The sequence below is a fragment of the Actinoplanes sp. CA-015351 genome, from assembly GCF_050955685.1.
In the GTDB taxonomy this organism is placed as follows: Bacteria; Actinomycetota; Actinomycetes; order Mycobacteriales; family Micromonosporaceae; genus Actinoplanes.
The window spans coordinates 3,205,050-3,222,166 of sequence record NZ_CP192102.1 but is presented as its reverse complement, the minus strand read 5'-3'; the positions used below and the strand labels follow the sequence as shown (position 1 = coordinate 3,222,166).

Annotated in this window: 15 protein-coding genes; 3 read left to right on the top strand and 12 right to left on the bottom strand. The window is 67.9% G+C overall.

The window, feature by feature from the left end:
• Positions 1–5 precede the first annotated feature (5 nt).
• The 5 genes from ACQP2E_RS14500 to ACQP2E_RS14480 all read right to left on the bottom strand — a co-directional run bounded on the left by ACQP2E_RS14500 (position 6) and on the right by ACQP2E_RS14480 (position 7,285).
• Positions 6–893, bottom strand: a complete 888-nt coding sequence (locus ACQP2E_RS14500; RefSeq protein WP_433831809.1) for a carbohydrate ABC transporter permease — start codon at positions 891–893, stop codon at positions 6–8.
• Positions 890–1,777 carry a carbohydrate ABC transporter permease gene (locus ACQP2E_RS14495; protein ID WP_433831807.1) on the bottom strand — a complete coding sequence of 296 codons (888 nt, stop codon included), beginning with the start codon at positions 1,775–1,777 and terminating at the stop codon, positions 890–892. The genes ACQP2E_RS14500 and ACQP2E_RS14495 overlap by 4 nt, the downstream gene beginning before the upstream one ends.
• 52 nt (positions 1,778–1,829) lie before the next feature.
• Entirely contained in the window at positions 1,830–3,131 is a 1,302-nt protein-coding gene (locus tag ACQP2E_RS14490; protein WP_433831805.1) for an ABC transporter substrate-binding protein, read from the bottom strand.
• A gap of 133 nt (positions 3,132–3,264) precedes the next feature.
• Positions 3,265–4,281: a LacI family DNA-binding transcriptional regulator gene (locus tag ACQP2E_RS14485; RefSeq protein ID WP_433831803.1), complete on the bottom strand. Its 1,017-nt coding sequence runs from the start codon at positions 4,279–4,281 to the stop codon at positions 3,265–3,267.
• A 100-nt stretch (positions 4,282–4,381) separates the two neighbouring features.
• A complete protein-coding gene (locus ACQP2E_RS14480; protein WP_433833925.1) occupies positions 4,382–7,285 on the bottom strand; it encodes a glycoside hydrolase family 3 C-terminal domain-containing protein in 2,904 nt (967 codons plus the stop codon).
• 209 nt (positions 7,286–7,494) lie between these two features.
• Between ACQP2E_RS14480 and ACQP2E_RS14475 the strand changes: the two genes are divergently transcribed.
• Positions 7,495–8,817, top strand: coding sequence for an FAD-dependent oxidoreductase (locus tag ACQP2E_RS14475; protein WP_433833923.1), 1,323 nt, complete (start codon positions 7,495–7,497; stop codon positions 8,815–8,817).
• A 99-nt stretch (positions 8,818–8,916) separates the two neighbouring features.
• Here ACQP2E_RS14475 and ACQP2E_RS14470 read toward each other — a convergent pair whose 3' ends face one another.
• Positions 8,917–9,486, bottom strand: a complete 570-nt coding sequence (locus ACQP2E_RS14470; protein ID WP_433831801.1) for a TetR/AcrR family transcriptional regulator — start codon at positions 9,484–9,486, stop codon at positions 8,917–8,919.
• Between the two features lie 79 nt (positions 9,487–9,565).
• Between ACQP2E_RS14470 and ACQP2E_RS14465 the strand changes: the two genes are divergently transcribed.
• Entirely contained in the window at positions 9,566–10,456 is an 891-nt protein-coding gene (locus tag ACQP2E_RS14465; RefSeq protein WP_433831799.1) for an alpha/beta hydrolase family esterase, read from the top strand.
• A 14-nt stretch (positions 10,457–10,470) separates the two neighbouring features.
• On the opposite strand, the gene ACQP2E_RS14460 is transcribed toward ACQP2E_RS14465, so the two are convergent.
• The 5 genes from ACQP2E_RS14460 to ACQP2E_RS14440 all read right to left on the bottom strand — a co-directional run bounded on the left by ACQP2E_RS14460 (position 10,471) and on the right by ACQP2E_RS14440 (position 15,105).
• Positions 10,471–11,085, bottom strand: a complete 615-nt coding sequence (locus ACQP2E_RS14460) for a CG0192-related protein (RefSeq protein ID WP_433831797.1) — start codon at positions 11,083–11,085, stop codon at positions 10,471–10,473.
• 70 nt (positions 11,086–11,155) lie between these two features.
• The gene (locus ACQP2E_RS14455) at positions 11,156–11,890 is read right to left on the bottom strand and encodes a S1 family peptidase (protein ID WP_433831795.1); all 735 of its coding nucleotides are present in this window, start codon (positions 11,888–11,890) and stop codon (positions 11,156–11,158) included.
• A 132-nt stretch (positions 11,891–12,022) separates the two neighbouring features.
• Positions 12,023–13,180 (bottom strand): acyl-CoA dehydrogenase family protein, encoded by a 1,158-nt coding sequence (locus tag ACQP2E_RS14450; RefSeq protein WP_433831793.1) that lies wholly within the window; start codon positions 13,178–13,180, stop codon positions 12,023–12,025.
• A gap of 15 nt (positions 13,181–13,195) precedes the next feature.
• Entirely contained in the window at positions 13,196–13,945 is a 750-nt protein-coding gene (gene fabG, locus ACQP2E_RS14445; protein ID WP_433831791.1) for a 3-oxoacyl-ACP reductase FabG, read from the bottom strand.
• Between the two features lie 11 nt (positions 13,946–13,956).
• Complete coding sequence (locus tag ACQP2E_RS14440; RefSeq protein WP_433831789.1) at positions 13,957–15,105, bottom strand: acyl-CoA dehydrogenase family protein; 1,149 nt, start codon at positions 15,103–15,105, stop codon at positions 13,957–13,959.
• Between the two features lie 91 nt (positions 15,106–15,196).
• On the opposite strand from ACQP2E_RS14440, the gene ACQP2E_RS14435 reads away from it, so the two are divergent.
• Positions 15,197–15,820 (top strand): TetR/AcrR family transcriptional regulator, encoded by a 624-nt coding sequence (locus ACQP2E_RS14435; RefSeq protein WP_433831787.1) that lies wholly within the window; start codon positions 15,197–15,199, stop codon positions 15,818–15,820.
• 257 nt (positions 15,821–16,077) lie between these two features.
• On the opposite strand, the gene ACQP2E_RS14430 is transcribed toward ACQP2E_RS14435, so the two are convergent.
• Positions 16,078–17,070, bottom strand: a complete 993-nt coding sequence (locus tag ACQP2E_RS14430) for an LLM class flavin-dependent oxidoreductase (protein WP_433831785.1) — start codon at positions 17,068–17,070, stop codon at positions 16,078–16,080.
• Between the last annotated feature and the right edge of the window lie 47 nt (positions 17,071–17,117).

Here is a 17,117-nt window from a genome sequence, read left to right as displayed (position 1 = left end):
AACGATCATTTGATGGCACCGGCGGCGATGCCGCGCGTGAGGGTCCGCTGGAAAAGGAGGAAGAAGAGCATCGCCGGGAGGATGCCGATCAGCGCGGAGGCGCTCGTCGTCGTGGCGTCCATCATGCGATCGCCCTGCAGCACGCCGAGTGCGACCGGAACGGTCTGGTTGTCGTTCGAGATCAGGAAGATCAGCGGCAGGAAGAACTCGTTCCACGTCCAGATGAAGAAGAACGTGAAGAGCACCGCGAGCGTCGGCCGGCTGACCGGCACCACCACCTGCCACAGCGCGCGCCATTTGCCGGCGCCGTCGATCGAGGCGGCCTCCAGCAACTCCTTGGGGAACTCGGAGTAGACCGAGGTCAATAGGTATGTGCCGAACGCACTCTGGATGACCGTGAAGATGATGATGATCGAGATCAGGTTGTCGTAGAGACCGATCTCCTTGCCGATGTAGTACAGCGGGTAGACCAGCACCTCCTGCGGCAACAGATTCGCGACCAGGAAGAACACCAGGAACCAGACCCGGCCTTTCACCTTGCCGATGCCGAGCGCGTAGGCGTTCAGAATCGACAACACGACGCCGAGCACCGCGACGACCAGGCTGGTGATGAAGCTGTTCCAGAGCTTCTGACCGAAATTGACCCGGTTCCAGAAGTCGACGATCCCGTCCCAGTACAGGTGCGTGGGAATCGACAGAGGTCCGCTCGCGGCGTAGTCCGCCGGGCTCTTCACCGCGTTGACCGCGACCACCAGCAGCGGCCCGACCAGCAGAAGAAGCAAAACCACGAGGGCGAACAGCACGACGAATCGCACCGGGTTGCGGTGCTTCGCCGCCTTCGGCGACGGATCTTCGAGGGTACGCGCGGAGGCCGCCGTGGCCACGACGGTCATCGGGTCTCCTCCGCACGGTGCTGCAGCCGCAGGAACAGGAACGCGAGCAGGACGATCAGCACGGTCAGCACCGTGGAGATCGCTGAGCCGTACCCGACCTGGGCTTTCTCGAAGAAGTTCTGGTAGGCGAAGTAGGACGGGACCAGGGTGGCGTTGCTCGGCCCGCCGCCGGTGAGCACAAAGACCTGCCCGAAGATCTTCAATGCGGCGATCGTGGTGGTCACCAGCACGACGTAGAACTCCGGCCGGATCATGTAGACAGTGATCGTGCGGAACCGCTGCCACCAGCTCGCGCCGTCCAGATCGGCAGCCTCGTAGAGCTCCGGGTCGACCCGGGACAGGCCGGCCATGAACATCACGACCGGATAGCCGAGCTGGAACCAGATCATCACGGCCATCACGCTGTACAGCGCGTAGTCCGGATCGCCGAGCCAGTTGCGGGTGAGCCCGCCCAGGCCGATCGACTCCATGATCTTGTTGAGCGCGCCGTAGTCGGGGTGCAGGATCCAGCCCCAGACGATGCCGGTCACCGCGACCGGCAGCACCTGCGGGATGTAGTACCCGGAGCGCAGCGTGCCGGCCCAGCGGTCACCGAACTTCTTGGCGACGTAATCGAAGAGCACCGCGGCCAGGAACAGCCCGAGCAGCGTCGGCACCACGGCCATCGCGAGCACCAGCAGCCCGATGTTGGAGAACGACTGCCAGAAGAGCGTGTCCTGGAAAAGCCTCGTGTAGTTGTCGAAACCGACCCAGCGAGGTGTGCCCACGCCGGTCCATTTGGTGAAACTGACATAGACCGTCATCACCAGCGGAACGACGATCACGGCGAGCGAGGCGAGCACGCCGGGGATCAGGTATATCGCGTAGCCGCGATTCTTGTTCATGGCCGTTCCCTCCGCGAGGCGGGCGGTGGGTCACCCACCGCCCGCGACTCACTCATTTGCCCAGATCGGCCACATTCTCGTTGTACGGCTTGGCGACCTCATCGAGGAACGCATCGGGCGTCTTCGACCCGTTGATCAGGCCCTGCACGCCGGCAACAAGGACGTCGTAGTAACCGGGCGCCGGCCAGTCCGGGTAGAACGCCAGGCCGTCACTGCCCGAGATCTTGTTGAACGTCTCGACCAGTTCCTTGTTCTTGGGATCGGTGATCTGCGAGACGTCCGCCGCGACCGGGACACCACCGGAATTGCCGAGCAGCGCCTGGATCTCCGGCGACATGGTGATGTCGATGAAGTCGTACGCGAGAGCCTTGGCCTTGCTCTTCTCCGGCACGACCCAGAGGTTGCCGCTGGAACCGGGGTGCAGGTTGTTGCCCGGGAAGAGGAAGGTGCCCCACTCGAAGTCCTTGATCTCCTCGGCGAAGCGGCCGTACCACCAGCTGCCGGAGAAGAGGATCGGGAACTTGCCCTGGGTGAACGAGACGCCCATGTCCTCAGCCTTGATGCCGGCCGAGTCCTTGGAGATGTAGCCCTTGCTCACCCAGTCGGCGAACGTCTGGGCGCCATAGGTCAGCTGCGGGCCTTTGAAGTCCACCTTGTTCTTGTAGAGCTGGTAATCGTCGACGAAAGCGCGGTCGGCCTTGGAGAGCGCCAGCTCGTAGAAGATCTGCTGAGCCGGGTACTCGGCGCCGCCAACGGCCAGCGGGGTCACCTTGTTCTGCACGAAGGTGTCCATCACCGTGGTGAACTCGTCGAAGGTGGTGGGCACGGCGAGCTTGTACTTGTCGAAGAGGGCCTTGTTGTAATAGACCATGACGTATTCGCCGTAGTTGGGCACGCCGTAGAACTTGCCGCTGCCCATGATGCCGTCTTCGTCGTACTTGGCGGTGGTCTGCAGGCTCGGGCTCAGCTTGGTGTCCCACCCGCGCTTGGTGGCCTGCTCGCTGAGGTCGGTGAGCAGGCCCTGCTTGGAGAGCAGGCCGGCGGTCGCGTTGCCCTTGTTGTACTCCATCAGGTCCGGGGCGCTGTCCGAGTTGAGGATCATCTGGGCGTTCTGCTGGATCTGCTCGAAGCCCTTCTCCTCGAACTTCACCTCGACGCCGGGGTGATCCTTCTTGAAGATCTCGATCGCCTTGTTCCAGGCGATGCCCATGGCACTGTTCGGACCCTCGTAGTGCCAGAGGGTCAGGGTCTTCGCGTCGGCGCCCTCGGTGGCGTCGTCGCCTCCGCCGCCGCAGGCGGTCAGGACCAGGGACGTAGCCAGCAGCACCGCGGCGATGGCTCGTGATTTGAACACGGATCCTCCCAGGGGGACCGGGCTGGTTTATCAGGGTGGGGTGGGGTCGTCGTCGAAGCGCTTCGACGGATATCTGTCGAAACGCTTCGACGATGGCCTTGCCGGAGACGCTAGGGAACGAGCGCCGTTCATGTCAACGGTGTGACGGCGAGATTTCCGTGCAGCTTTTCCGCTCGACCAGAGTCGGCGCCAGCAGCCGGGTGTATTCCACGGTCCGGCCGTCGAGCAGCCGCATCGCGGTCTCCACGGCCAGCGTCCCGACATCATGGGCGGGGATGTCGATCGATGTAAGGCCGACCGGCATGCTGGTCGCCACGTCCTGCGGGCAGATCGCGACGATCGAGACGTCGTCCGGCACCTTGCGGCCGGTGGCGTGCAACAGGTCGAGCAACGGGCGCAGCGCTTCCTCGTTGTGCACCACGAGCGCGGTCAGATCGGCGAGCTGGGCGTCGATGTCGGCCATGGCGTCGCGTACGCCGGCCGCGCCCGGCTCGCACGGGTGCGTGACCGTGCGCAGGTCCAGCTCGGCGGACGCCTCCAGGAAACCGGCGAGGAACCGGTCGGCGTACGTGGTCTGCCGCCGGTAGACGGCCGGTGACGGTCCGACCAGGCCGATCCGCCGGTGGCCGTGCCCGGCGAGATGTTCCAGCGCGAGCCGGGCGGCCGCCGCGAAGTCCAGGTCGACGCAGGCGATGCCGGTGTGGTCGGACGGCAGCCCGATCAGCACCGACGGCTGCTTGAGCCGGCGTAACGCCGGGATCCGCAGGTCGTCCCGTTCCAGATCCATCAGTATCAACGCGTCCACCATGGTGCTGTGCGCGACGCGTTCCAGCCCGGCCGTGCCCTCGTCCTTGGTCAGCAGCAGAACGTCGTGGTTGTACGCCCGGGCCGCGGTCACCACGGCGGTCGCGAACTGCATGATGACCGGCACGTTGACGTCCACCCGCAGCGGCGCCACCAGGGCGAGCACATTGGTCTTGCTGCTGGCCAGGGCGCGGGCCCCGGCGTGCGGGTGGAAGCCGAGCTCGGCGATGGCGGCCTGGACCCGGGCGCGGGTCTCGGCCGAGATCGGGCGGCGGCCGCTCAGAACGTACGACACCGTGCTGGGCGAAACCCCGGCCGCCCGGGCGACGTCGTTGATCGTCGGCACTGCGCCTCCCCAAGTCGCCCGGTCCTTTGCCAAGACCGCTCCCCTCGTCGATCCTACTGATCACCGAGGTGCGTGGCCGCCACGCACCTCGGTGACCACCTCAGCGGATGGTGAACGCCGCCAGGCGCAGGCCGGGGCTCGGCACCAGGTAGACGTCGTGGCGGCCGCTGACGGGCCGCAGTGTCGCGGTCGCCGACGCGTACTCATAGATGCCGCCGGTGTCGCTCAGCGTGGCCGTACCGAGCAGGCGCCCGGCGGGCGAACCGAGCCGGACCTCGACGGAGCCGGCGCCGGACGCCCGGACCGTGAGGGATCTGCCGCCGCGGAGCGCGGCGTCGCGGAAGCCGATCCAGTCGCCGGCCGTGCTCGCGCCGACCACCGTGCCGCGTTCCTTGGTCTCGTCGAGAAGTTTGACGCCGGCGTACACGTCGAAGGTCTCCGCCCTCGTCTCTTCAGTGAGGTCCCGTGCGGGGATGGTCTCGCCCCGGACGGCGAGGGTCGCCCGCGCCCGGATGTCGCTCGACGACGAGCCGAGGAGGATGTCGTGCACCGAGTTCTCGACCACCCAGCGTTGCCGGGTGACGTCCCACCTGGCCAGGTCTCTCCTGTCGAGCGTGAGGGTGACCGTCGTGGATCTCCCGGGTGCCAGATGGACCTTCTGGAAACCGCGCAGCTGCTTGGCCGGCGTGACGTCGCGCGAGGTGCGCTGATGGGTGTAAAGCTGCATGACCTCGTCACCGGCCTTGCTGCCGGTGTTCGTGACGGTCACGCTGACCGTGCCGTTGGTGATCTTCACGTTGCCGTACCGGAATTTCGTGTAGGACAGCCCGTGGCCGAACGGGTAGAGCGGCTTCTCGTCGCTGTACAGATAGGTCTGCCCGGTCGTGATGATGTCGTACTGGTTGAGGTCGGCCGGCAGCTGCGCCTCCGAGCGGGGCCAGGTCTGTGTCAGCCGGCCCGACGGGTTGACGCTGCCGTACAGCACGTCGGCGATCGCGTGCCCGGTCTCGGCGCCGGCGTGGGTGGTCCAGAGGATGCCGGGCACGTGCTGCTGCGCCCAGGTGATCGACTGGGGATAACTGCTCTGCAGGACCACGACGGTGTTCGGGTTCGCCCGGCGGACCGCCCTGATCAGGGATTCCTGGCGCTCGCCGAGGCCGAGGCTGGTCCGGTCGTGAACCTCGCGGCCGGCGACGAACGGGTCGGTGCCGACGACCACGACGGCGGTTTTCGCTTTCTTCGCCGTGGCGGCGGCCTGCGCGACCCCGTCGACAAGCAGCTCCTTGCTGAACCGTGCCGCGCCCGCCGCGGTGGCCGACCCGAGCGCCAGGTTGCCGTCGGCGCCCACGGTGACGTACGTGTTGGCGCCGAACCACGGCTCCTGCGTCTCGTAACCGGCGTAGTGCAGGACGACCGTGCCATCGCTCTGCTCCTCGACCTTGAACTGCTGCTGGACGAACCAGCCGGTCGGGTTCTCCTCGACGGTGACGAACGGCCCCCAGCCGTAACCGAGCAGCTTGCCGTTCGCGACGCTGCGCAGGGTCGAGACCCCGTCACCCCAGTCCACGCTGTCGAATTCCGAGGCCGTGGTCTTCTCGCCCAGGCCGGCCGGGCCGTCGGTGGCGTTGAGATAGCGGCCGGTGGTGACCTCCTTCAACGCGATCCGGTCGGCGCCGAAACTGGTGGTGACTTCTTTCGCCCGCTCAGTGATGCCGTCGAGGGCCGTGACCTGGTACGGGAGCTGTCCGCCGTACCAATCGGTGTAAAGCTTGTCGGCGAGAGGACCGACCACCGCGACGTCACCGCCGGGCTTGAGCGGTAGCAGGTTCTTGTCGTTCTTGAGCAGAACGGCCGCTTCGGCGGCGGTCTCCCGCGCGAGCGCCCGATGCGCCGGGCTGTCGATCACGTCGGCCGTGATGCCCGCGTGCGGCCCGCCGTCCGGGTCGAACTCGCCGAGCCGGAACCGGATGCTCAGGGCGTTGCCGGCCGACTCGTTGATCTCAGACTCGGTGAGCAGCCCCTGCTGGAGGGCTTCGTTGATCGCGGTCACGGTCGGGACGGCGTTCGTGTCGTTGACCGTGAAACTGTCCAGGCCGGCCTTCAGCAGTGCGGCGTTCGCCTCGGCCTGGGTCGCGAAATAGGCCTGCGAACCGGTCAGGTTGGTCGGCGCCCAGGCGTCACTGACATTAAAAAGGCGCTGCTCACTCCACTCCCGGACCAGGGTTCCCAGATCAGGATCAACCGTCGCGGGGCGGCCGTTGATCAGGTTGTACGAAGCCATCACGCCGGTGGCGGCGCCGTTCTCCAACGCCAATCTGAACGGTGCCCGGTCATATTCGTTGAGCACCCGCTGCGGGACGTTCGACGAGGTCACGTCACGTTTCGCCTCGTTGTTGTACGCGGCGTAATGCTTCAGCGTCGGCGCCGTCTTCAGATGATCAGGATCGTCGCCCTGCAGGCCCTGCCCGTACGCCGTGGCGATCTCCCCGGAGAGCAGCGGGTCCTCCGAGTAACCCTCCTCGTTGCGGCCCCAGCGAGGGTCCCGCAGCAGGTTGACCACCGGCGCCCAGGTGTTCAGGCCCCAGACCACCGGGTCCTGCGCGTGGAAACCGCGCAGTTCGTCGCCGACCGCCGAGCCGACCCGTTTCAGCAGCTCCGGGTCCCAGGTGCTGGCGAGGCCGACGGCCTGCGGAAAGACCGTCGCGGTGGCGTCGATCTTCGCGCCGTTCTGGGGGTAACTGTTCGACCAGGCCACACCGTGCAGCGCCTCGGTGCCGGACTTGAACACACCGAGGCCGAGACGCGGGATGGCCGGCTGGTACTGGTGCAGCAGGGAGATCTTCTCGTCGAGCGTGAGCCGGCCGACCAGGTCGTCGATCCGGGTGACAAGGGGCAGGCTCGGGTCACGGAACGGGTAAGCGGGATCGGCGGCTGCGGCTGCGCCGGGCGCGAGAGGCACGACCAGCAGAGCGGTGGCGAGGACGGCCAGACCGCGTTTGCGCATGGTGGTCTCCATCGTGAGAAACGGCATGACTGAATGGCGCTCCAAGGTGGATCATCGAAGCGCTTCGACGGTGGGGTCACCATAGATCTCGGTTGATGCGACAGGCAACCGTCATCCGCAGCTTTCCGGAAATGCCGCGGTAACAGAGATCGGGGCTGGAGGAGAATGGGTCCGTGCGAATCATCGTGATCGGCGGCGACGCGGCCGGAATGTCAGCGGCCGCGCAGGCTCGTAAACGGCGCAAGGCGGACGACCTGGAGATCCTCGCGTTCGAGCGGGGCGATTTCACGTCCTACTCGGCGTGCGGGATCCCGTACTGGATCGGCGGCCTCGTCGACGGGCCCGACGCATTGATAGCCCGAGATCCGGCGGCCTTCGCCGAGGTCGGCATCACCGTGCACACGGGGCACGAGGTGACCGGAATTGATCTGTCAGCGAGGACCGTGACGGTGCGATCGGCCGACCGGGAGTTCAGCGAGGGCTTCGACGAACTGGTCTACGCAGCCGGCGCTGTTCCGGTGCGGCCGAAGTGGGCCGCGGTTCCGGTGCGCGGCGTCTTCGGGATGCAAACCCTGGGCGACGGCGCGGCCGTGGAGGCCTGGATCGCGGAGACGTCGCCGAAGAACGCCGTGGTGATCGGCGCCGGCTACATCGGCGTGGAAATGGCCGAGGCGCTGCTGCGGCGCGGCCTGTCGGTCACCCTGGTCGAGCAGTCGCCGCAGCCGATGTCGACGATCGACCCGGACATGGGCGCGCTGGTCGCGAAATCCATCGAGTGCATGGGGATAACGCTGCGCACCGGAGTGACAGTCGAGTCGCTGGAGTCCGATATCGATCAGATCAAAGCGGTGGTCACCGACGCCGGGACGCTGCCGGCCGACCTGGTGATTCTCGGTTTGGGCGTCCGGCCCAACACCGAACTGGCCACTGCAGCCGGGATTCCGCTCGGCGCTACCGGCGGTCTCGCCACGGACCTGCGGCAGCGGGTGACCGGCCCGTCCGGGCTGGTCGAGGGCGTCTGGGCGGCCGGTGACTGCACCCAGGTGCTCAACCGGGTGAGCGGGCGGCAGGTGCACGTCCCGCTCGGCACCCATGCGAACAAGCAGGGCCGGGTGGCCGGGATCAACCTCGGCGGCGGGTACGCCACGTTCCCCGGCATCATCGGCACCGGCATCACCAAGATCTGCGACCTGGAGGTGGCCCGGACCGGCCTGTCCTCAAAAGAGGCCGACGCGGCCGGCTACCGATACGTCACCGCCACGGTCTCGTCGACGAACCGCGCCGGATACATGCCCGGCGCCGACCCGATGACGGTGAAAGTCATCGCCGAAAAAACCAGCGGCCTGCTTCTCGGCGCCCAGATCGTCGGCAAGGCCGAAGCCGCGAAACGCATCGACGCGTTCGCGGTGGCCGTCTGGAACCGGATGACGGTCACCGAGATGACGGCTCTCGACCTGGGCTACGCGCCGCCGTTCGCGCCGGTCTGGGACCCGGTGCTGATCGCAGCCCGCAAGGCCGACGAGGCGCTCTGAGCCAGGGCCGCTGCCGCTTTATGCCGGGGGCCGGTTCAAGCGGGGGCCGCTTCAAGCCGGGGCCGCTTCAAGCCGGGGCCGCTTCAAGCCGGGGCCGCTTCAAGCCGGGGTGCGGAGGCCGGCCAGGACCATGTCGAGGTAACGGCGGGTCAGGCCGGCCCGCTCCCCCGGGCTCGCGTGCACGGTGGCCGCGAAGACCACCCCGCACATCAGCCGGACCACGTCCTGGCTGGTCAGATCCGCCCGGATCGCGCCGCTCGCCTGCGCCCGGTCGAGCAACTCCCCCGAGGCGGCATTGAGGCGGCCGACCAGCTCGGCCGTCTCCGGCAGCGCGTGCGTTCCCGCGGCGAAGACCGGCTGCACGGACGCGTCGGCCAGCTGGATGTCGATGCCGGCCAGGAGAAACCCGGCGAACGCGTCCCCGGCGTCGTCCGCGCTCAGAGCACGGTTCGCCGCGGTCACCAAGTTTTCCAGACCCGGCCGGGCAACGGTCTCCAGCAGCGTCTCGGTCGTGGGGAAATGCCGGTAGACCGTGGCCACTCCGATCGACGCCTCGCGGGCGACGTCGTTGAGCCGCAGCGGCACCCCGTCGTCCACGAACCGCCGGCCCACGTCGACGATCTGCTGCCAGTTGCGGGCCGCGTCCTTGCGCAGCGGTACGGAAGTCACGTGAGAAGGATAAACGGATAACCCATCCACATCATGTTACGTTGAAACGGATAACCCATCCGCTTCAACGGGAGCCCTCATGGAATCCATCGACGTGGCCGGACGGCCTCGCACCTACACGCTGGTCACCCCGGACGGCGGCGACTACGACCGCCTGCTGATCGTCTTCCACGGCTCCACCCAGAACGCCGGGATCTTCCGCCGGTTCACCGGCAACGCGTTCGACCGCCTGGACCGGACCGCCGTGGCCTACCTCGACGGGTACCGGGGTAACTGGAACGACGCGCGCAGGCTCAGCAGCACACCGGCCCGGCTCGCCGGCGTCGACGACGTGGCGTTCACCGAGGCGATCGTGAAACGGTTCGGCGACGGCCGCGAGACCATCGCCGCCGGGTACTCCAACGGCGGCGGCATGGTGATCCGGCTCCTCCACGAGCGCCCCGACCTGCTGGCCGGCGGCGCGATCATCGCGGCCCAGCAGCCCGCGCCGGACAACTTCCTGCTGTCCGGAACGCCGGCGCTGCCGGTCGTACCGAAGCCGGTGCTCCTGATTCATGGAACCAAGGACCGGATCATTCCGTACGGGGGCGGGCGGATGGCCGCGTGGGCCCGGTTCGCGTTCCGATCGGGCGGCGCGTTGCTGTCCGCCCCCGAGACGGCGGCCTACTTCGCCCGGCGCAACGGGATCACCACCGATGCGGTCACCACCATCCTCCCGCACGCGGCCGACCGAACCTCGGCCAGCCGAACCTCGGCCAGCCGGACGGGCCGGACCTCAGCGGGCCGGACGGGCCGGACGACGGTGAGCCGGACGGATTACGCGCAGGACGGCCGCCCGCCGGTCACCCTGTTCACCGTGCACGGCGGCGGGCACACGATCCCGGGCCCCACACCCTCCCCCGCCCTGATGGGCCGGACCGCGACAGACCTGCACGCGGCCACCGCCATCGCGGAGTTCTTCGGCCGCTGACCGCGCCGGGCCGGTCAGCGGAGGTGGACCAGGACGGCCGGAGTCTCCTGGCCGGTCCAGCAGGCGCTCAGGACACCCTTGTCGGCGGGGTCGACAACGATCAGCGGAACCCGGTTCACGTTCAGCGTCACCGTAGCCGTGGAGATCACTGTCGGGTCGCCGTCCCGGTGGCCGGTGATCTCGGTGGCCGGTGCGACCTCCGCCCCGCTGCCGGTCAGCTTCAGGTCGACCTCGCGGCTGACCCGCCCGCCGTCCACCTCGAACTCTTCCACGGCCTCGTTACCGGCTGTCCGGATCACCTCGACGAGCGTAGAGACGTAAACCGGATCGGCCGTGCCGTCGTAGACCCAGCGTTTGCCCAGCACCGAATGCTCGGTCACACCGATCAGGTGCTCCTCGGCACCGTCGAGTGGCGCACCCCGATAGGTCACCGGGACGTGCAGCACCGGCCCTTCCCCGGCACGGACCAGCAATGTCTCGACGCCGACCTCGCCGGCCGGGTCGTCGAAACGCGCGGCCGCCACCCGGGTCAGCGGGCCGTCACCGGCGTACCAGGGGCGGGCCGGCAGCCAGGCGGCGAGCAATTCCAGCTTGGTCGGAGTGATGTGTGCCTTGTGGAGAAGAGCCATGCTGGCAGCGTAGTCACCGCGAGGCCGGGCCGGCACGCCGCCGCGCACCGGCCCGGCCAAGCACCTGATGTCAGGCGGGCAGACCACCGACCTGGGTGTTCACCCAGGCACGGATGGACGGCAGGTCACCGTAGATCGACGGCGCGGTCGCGCAGACCGAGCTGTTGTTTCCGGCCCGGCTGGTGACGCCGATCAGCGCCCAGCGGCCGCTGACCTGCCGGACCTGCGGCCCGCCGGAGTCGCCGTAACAGGCGCCGGCGTTGCCGTTGGTGTTGTTGGTGCAGATCTCGTACGCGGCGTCGATGCCGGAGCAGCGGCTGTCCGCCACGATCGACGTGTTCAGCTCGTTGGCGACCACCGGGGCTGATCCGCATCCGCGCTGCGGGCAGGTCTGCCCCCAGCCGATGATCCGGGTGGCGGTGCCGACCGCGCCGGACGCCGTGGGGATCGAGGCGGGCGCGTGGGACACCGAGGACGCCAGTTCGAACAGCTTCACGTCGATGCGAGGGTGGGTGACGGCCCGCCGGACCGAGACCACCGTGCCTCCGCTGCTGCGGTTGATGCTGCCGACCCGGACCGTCGAGGGTGTCGGGCAGTGTGCCGCGGTGACCGCCCAGTTCGCCTTGATGAGCGAGCCGGTGCAGCCGGAGACGTAGACCATGAACGAGTAGTTCTCGCTGGCGGGCTGGCCGCCGACGACCAGTGGACCGACGTCGGGATCGCTCGCGAGGGCCGCGGTGGCCGGCGCGAACAATCCGGCGACGGCTACGGCGACAACGAGGAGCATCCGGGGAACGGAGCGCATGCGTTCGTCCTTTCTGCCTGACGGGGGAACGGGCTGTTGCCCGGCCCGACGGTAGCCAGAAAGTGACGAACGTCGATACATCTCAGGCGGGGCCTATCGCTGGAGGATGACCCCGCCCCGGAGGAGGAAGAACTACAGCCCCATGTCCTTCGCGATGATCATCTTCATCACCTCGGACGTGCCGCCGTAGATCCGGTTGACCCGGTTGTCGGCGTAGAGGCGGGCGATCGGGTACTCGTTGATGAACCCGTAGCCGCCGTGCAGCTGCAGGCACCTGTCGATCACCCGGTGCGCCACCTCGGTGCAGAACAGTTTCGCCGACGCCGCCTCGGCGGCGGTCAGCTCACCCTCGTCGAGCGCCTCCAGGGCCCGGTCGGCCACCGCCTGCGCGGCGTCGACCTCGGCCTGGCACGCGGCCAGCTCGAACTTGGTGTTCTGGAACGATGCCACGGCCTGGCCGAAGACCTTGCGCTCCTGGGTGTACTGCTTGGCGAACCGTACTGCCGCCGCGGCCTGCGCGTACGCGCCGTAGGCGATCGACAGGCGCTCCTTGGGCAGGTTCTTGCCCAGGTAGGAGAAGCCCTTGTTCTCCTCGCCGAGCAGGTCCTCGACCGGAACCTTCACGTCGACGAACGCCAGCTCGGCGGTGTCCGAGGTACGCAGACCGAGCTTGTCCAGCTTGCGGCCGACCGAGTAACCGGGCAGCTTCGTGTCGACGACAAGCAGCGAGATGCCGTGCCGGCGGTCCTCGGGCAGCGACGCGGCGGTCCGCGCGCAGACGATCACCTTGTCGGCGTGCACACCGCCGGTGATGAAGGTCTTGGCGCCGTTCAGCACGTAATGCGTGCCGTCCTCGGAGAGACGCGCCGTGGTGCTCATGCCGGCCAGGTCACTGCCGGTGCCCGGTTCGGTCATCGCGATCGCGTACATCGCCTCGCCGGAGACGAAGTCGGGCAGCCAGCGGCGCTTCTGCTCCTCGGTGGCGAGCTGCAGAAGGTACGGCAGACAGAGCGCGACGTGCGCGCCGGACGCCCCGAACGACACACCGGCCCGGGTGGTCTCCTCGGTCTGGATGGCGGCGAACTTGAACGAGTCGATGCCGGCGCCGCCGTACTCCTCGGGCACCTCGATGCCGAACAGGCCCAGCTCGGCGAGCTTCTTGTAGAAGTCGCGCGGAACCTCGCCGGCCACGAACCACTCGTCGTAGTTCGGTACCACCTCGGCCTCGATGAACGTCCGCAGCGTCTGCCGGAACGCCTCGTGGTCTTCGTTGAAAACTGAGCGACGCATAGAAAAGATCCCCTATTAAAGTCGGCGTCCGCCGTCGACATAAATGGTCTGTCCGGTGATGAAGGAAGCCGCGTCACTCGCCAGAAACGCGACAACGTTCGCGATGTCGGAAGGCTGACCCACCCGGCGCAGCGGGGTGATCTCGGCGGCCTTGGCCTGCATGTCCTCGGCGGCGATACCGACCCGGGCCGCGGTCGCGTCGGTCATCTCGGTCACGATGAAGCCGGGCGCCACAGCGTTCACGTTGATGCCGAACGGCCCGAGCTCCATCGCGAGCGTACGCGTCAAACCTTGGATCCCGGCCTTCGCGGCGGCGTAGTTGGCCTGCCCACGGTTGCCCAGCGCGGAGACGCTGGACGTGTTGACGATCTTCCCGGACCGCTGGGGCACCATGTGCCGCTGCGCCGCCCGGCTGCACAGGAACGCGCCGCGCAGGTGCACGTTCATCACGATGTCCCAGTCCGACGAGGACATCTTGTGCAGCAGGTTGTCCCGCAGCACCCCGGCGTTGTTGACCAGCACGTCGACGCTGCCGAACTCCCCGGCGACCTTGTCGACGACCGCGTCGACCTGCGCCTCGTCGGCGACGTCGCAGGAGAACGCGACAGCAGTGCCGCCGGACTCCCGGATCTGATCGGCAAGCGCGGTGCCGGCCTCCAGCGACAGGTCCAGAACGGCGACTGCCGCACCCTCGGACGCGAGCTTGACGGCGGTTGCCGCGCCGATACCCCGCGCGGCTCCGGTGACGATGGCTACCCGACTCAACACGTACCCCCTCAGAACGCGCTGATCCCGGTCAGCGCACGGCCGATGAGCAGTTTCTGGATCTGACTGGTGCCTTCGTAGAGCGTGGTGACGCGGGCATCGCGCATGGCCTTGCCGACCGGGAACTCGTCGACGTACCCGTACCCGCCGAACACCTGGATCGCCTGGTTCGCGGTCTTCACGGCGGACTCGGTGGCGAACAGCTTGGCCATCGAGGCCTCGGTGCGGAACGGCAGACCCCGGTCGACCAGGTCGGCGGCCCGCCAGACCATCAGCCGGGCGGCGTCGGTCTCGACCGCCATGTCGGCGAGCATCTCCTGCACCAGCTGGTAGGAGGCGATCGGCTTGCCGAACTGGGCGCGCTCCTTCGCGTAGGCGACGGAGGCCTCCAGGCAACCGCGGGCCAGGCCGACCGAGCCGGAGGCCACGGCGATCCGGCCCTTGTCGAGGGCCGACATCGCGATCTTGAAGCCGCCGCCTTCTGCGCCGAGCAGATCAGCCTCGGTTACGCGTACCCCATCGAAGTTGATCTCGGCTGTCGCCTGACCGCGCAGGCCGAGTTTCCCCTTGATCTCGCGCCGGGCAACGCCCGGCGCGTCGGTGGGCACCAGGAAGGCGCTGATCCCTTTCGGTCCAGGCCCTCCGGTACGCGCAAAGACCAGCACGACCTGGGCCCAGGTCCCGTTGGTGATGAAAATCTTCTCGCCGCTGATCAGCCAGCCGTCGCCGTCGGGCACGGCCCGGGTGGTCAGATTACCGGCGTCGGAGCCGGTGCTCGGCTCGGTGAGACCGAAACAGCCCAGCGTCTCGCCGGAGCACAGCCCCGGCAGCCACCGCTGTTTCTGGGCGGTCGTTCCATAGGCCTGGATGTTCTTCGCGACCAGGCCCAGCGAGACCGACACGATGCCGCGCACCGACGTGTCGCCGCGACCCAGCTCCTCCATCATCAGGATGTAGGAGAGGAAGTCGCCGCCCGAGCCGCCGAACTCCTCAGCGATGCCGAGTCCGAGAAAGCCCAGATCGCCGAGCTTGCCGACGATCTTCAGGTCGACCTGCTCGGCACGATCCCAATCGGTCACGTGCGGGACGACCTCACGGTCCACCCAGTCCCGGGCCAGGGAGCGGAACTGCTCCTGCTCGTCCGTCAGGCCGAGATCCACGGCGCCTCCCGGAAGAAGTAAAACTAACGCTGTCAGGTTTCAAGTCGGATGCTAACTTAACACCGTTAGATAAAACAACGGAAGGAGCCACATGGCGCGGCCGACCACCCCGTTGCTGAGCCAGGCCGGCATCCGCGCGGCGGCGCTCGAGATCATCGACCGGGACGGCCTCGACGGGCTCAGCATGCGCAAACTCGCCACCGCGCTCGGTGTCAGCGCGCCCGCGCTCTACTTCCACTATCCGACCAAGGAGCAGCTGCTCGACGACGTGGCCAGCGAGATCATGGAGAAGGTGGACGTCAGCGCGTTCACGCTCGGTTGGCGGGAGGGCCTGCTCGGCTGGGCGCGGTCCTATCGCGCGGCGCTCGCCGGCCACCCGAACATCGTGCCGTTCCTGGCCCGCGGCCCCGGCCAGCGCGACGCCTCACTGCGCCGTGCCGACGCCATCCACGGCGGCCTGGTCACCGCCGGCTGGCCGGCCCGGGAGGCCACGATGATCGGAGCCTCCACGAAATACCTGGTGGTGGGCGCCGCGATGGGCTCGTTCTCGCGCGGTTTCGTCGACGACGTGCAGGTGTACCTGGACCGGTACCCCGCGCTCGGCGACGCGCACCGGCTGCGCGAACACGCCGACGCCGTCGACCGGGACAGCTTCGAGTTCGCCCTCACCATGTTCGTCGACGGCCTGGCCGCCCGGCTGACCGCCGGCCCGTAGATCCAGGTAAGCACCACCCGCATGTCCACCCCGCGGGTCTCGCCATCCGTGGAGCGGTAGCGGGTTGGGGCGGCGTTTGGGTTGGTTGGTAGCTTGTGGTGCCGCTCTGCCACCACAGCGGGGGAAACAGTGCAGATCTTGCGGAGTTCGGCGAACCGTTTGCGCGTAACTCCACAAGATCGGCCAAGCGGGGCGCCTCGCCGGACCGCGAACAGCGAAACCCGAGCGACCCCAACTCACCAAGACCTCAGACGAAATCAGTCGGCCGGCTTCCAGCCGAGCACCGGACCCAGCGACTGGGCCATATCCGTCAGGATCTGCACGTAGTCCTCGTGCTCGAACGTGAACGGCAGCGCGAACGCCACCTCGTCGATCTCCTGGAACGCGGCATGCGCCGTCAACCGCGAGGCGATCTCTTCGGACGAACCGACCAGGTCGGGCGCGAACATCATCCGGGCAGGCCCCTGCGGAGCCTGAGTACGCGGCAGCCGCTTCTCCGCGTAAGCCGCATACTTGGCCTTCTGCGACGCCGTCGCGCTGTCGGTCGGGATGACGACCAGGCCCTGCGAGACCCGACCCGCCGGGTGCGCCGCCCGGAACGCCCGCACGTGCGACAGCTGGATCTGCTCGAAGTCCTCCGACTCCTCGGCTTTCACCACGCTGCTGGTCAGGAAGTTCATCCCGTGCTCACCGGCCCACTGCGCCGACCGCAGGCTGCCGCCGCCGTACCACAGCCGGGACGCGAGCCCGGGTGAGTGCGGCTGCACCCGGTGGGAGAACTGCTCGAACCCGACCGTGCCCTGGAAATCGGTCACGTGCTCACCACGGACGGCGGCGAGAAAACGCTCGACCCGGGTGTAGCTGAAGTCCTCCACCGAGGCGGAGTCGGGGTAGAGCGCGTCCTTCACCTGCTCGTACTGCATCGGCGGGCCCACGCTGATGCCCGGATTGAGCCGCCCACCGGACAGGATGTCGACGGTGGCCAGGTCCTCGGCGAGGCGCAGCGGATTTTCCCAGCCGAGCGGGGTGACCGCGGTGCCCAGCTCGATCCGGCTGGTCCGCTGGGTGGCGGCGGCCAGCACCGCGACCGGCGACGAGATGCCGAACTGCAGGTGGCGATGCCGCAGCCAGGCGCTGTCGAATCCGAGACGCTCCCCCAGCTCGATGATCTCCAGCGTGGACTCGTGGCCCCGGCCCGGGTCTGCCTCGTCGAACAGCCCGATCGTGAGAAATCCCAGCTTGCGCAGCATGATTCTCACCCTATCGCCGGCAATCCCCGCCCGTCAGATAGGAGTTA

Excerpts from the sequence above, each read along its gene's own strand:
- ACQP2E_RS14500 (WP_433831809.1), bottom strand. The coding sequence starts at position 893 with ATGACCGTCGTGGCCACGGCGGCCTCCGCGCGTACCCTCGAAGATCCG.
- ACQP2E_RS14495 (WP_433831807.1), bottom strand. The coding sequence starts at position 1,777 with ATGAACAAGAATCGCGGCTACGCGATATACCTGATCCCCGGCGTGCTC.
- ACQP2E_RS14480 (WP_433833925.1), bottom strand. The coding sequence starts at position 7,285 with ATGCGCAAACGCGGTCTGGCCGTCCTCGCCACCGCTCTGCTGGTCGTG.
- ACQP2E_RS14475 (WP_433833923.1), top strand. The coding sequence starts at position 7,495 with ATGTCAGCGGCCGCGCAGGCTCGTAAACGGCGCAAGGCGGACGACCTG.
- ACQP2E_RS14465 (WP_433831799.1), top strand. The coding sequence starts at position 9,566 with ATGGAATCCATCGACGTGGCCGGACGGCCTCGCACCTACACGCTGGTC.
- ACQP2E_RS14460 (WP_433831797.1), bottom strand. The coding sequence starts at position 11,085 with ATGGCTCTTCTCCACAAGGCACACATCACTCCGACCAAGCTGGAATTG.
- ACQP2E_RS14455 (WP_433831795.1), bottom strand. The coding sequence starts at position 11,890 with ATGCGCTCCGTTCCCCGGATGCTCCTCGTTGTCGCCGTAGCCGTCGCC.
- ACQP2E_RS14450 (WP_433831793.1), bottom strand. The coding sequence starts at position 13,180 with ATGCGTCGCTCAGTTTTCAACGAAGACCACGAGGCGTTCCGGCAGACG.
- ACQP2E_RS14435 (WP_433831787.1), top strand. The coding sequence starts at position 15,197 with ATGGCGCGGCCGACCACCCCGTTGCTGAGCCAGGCCGGCATCCGCGCG.
- ACQP2E_RS14430 (WP_433831785.1), bottom strand. The coding sequence starts at position 17,070 with ATGCTGCGCAAGCTGGGATTTCTCACGATCGGGCTGTTCGACGAGGCA.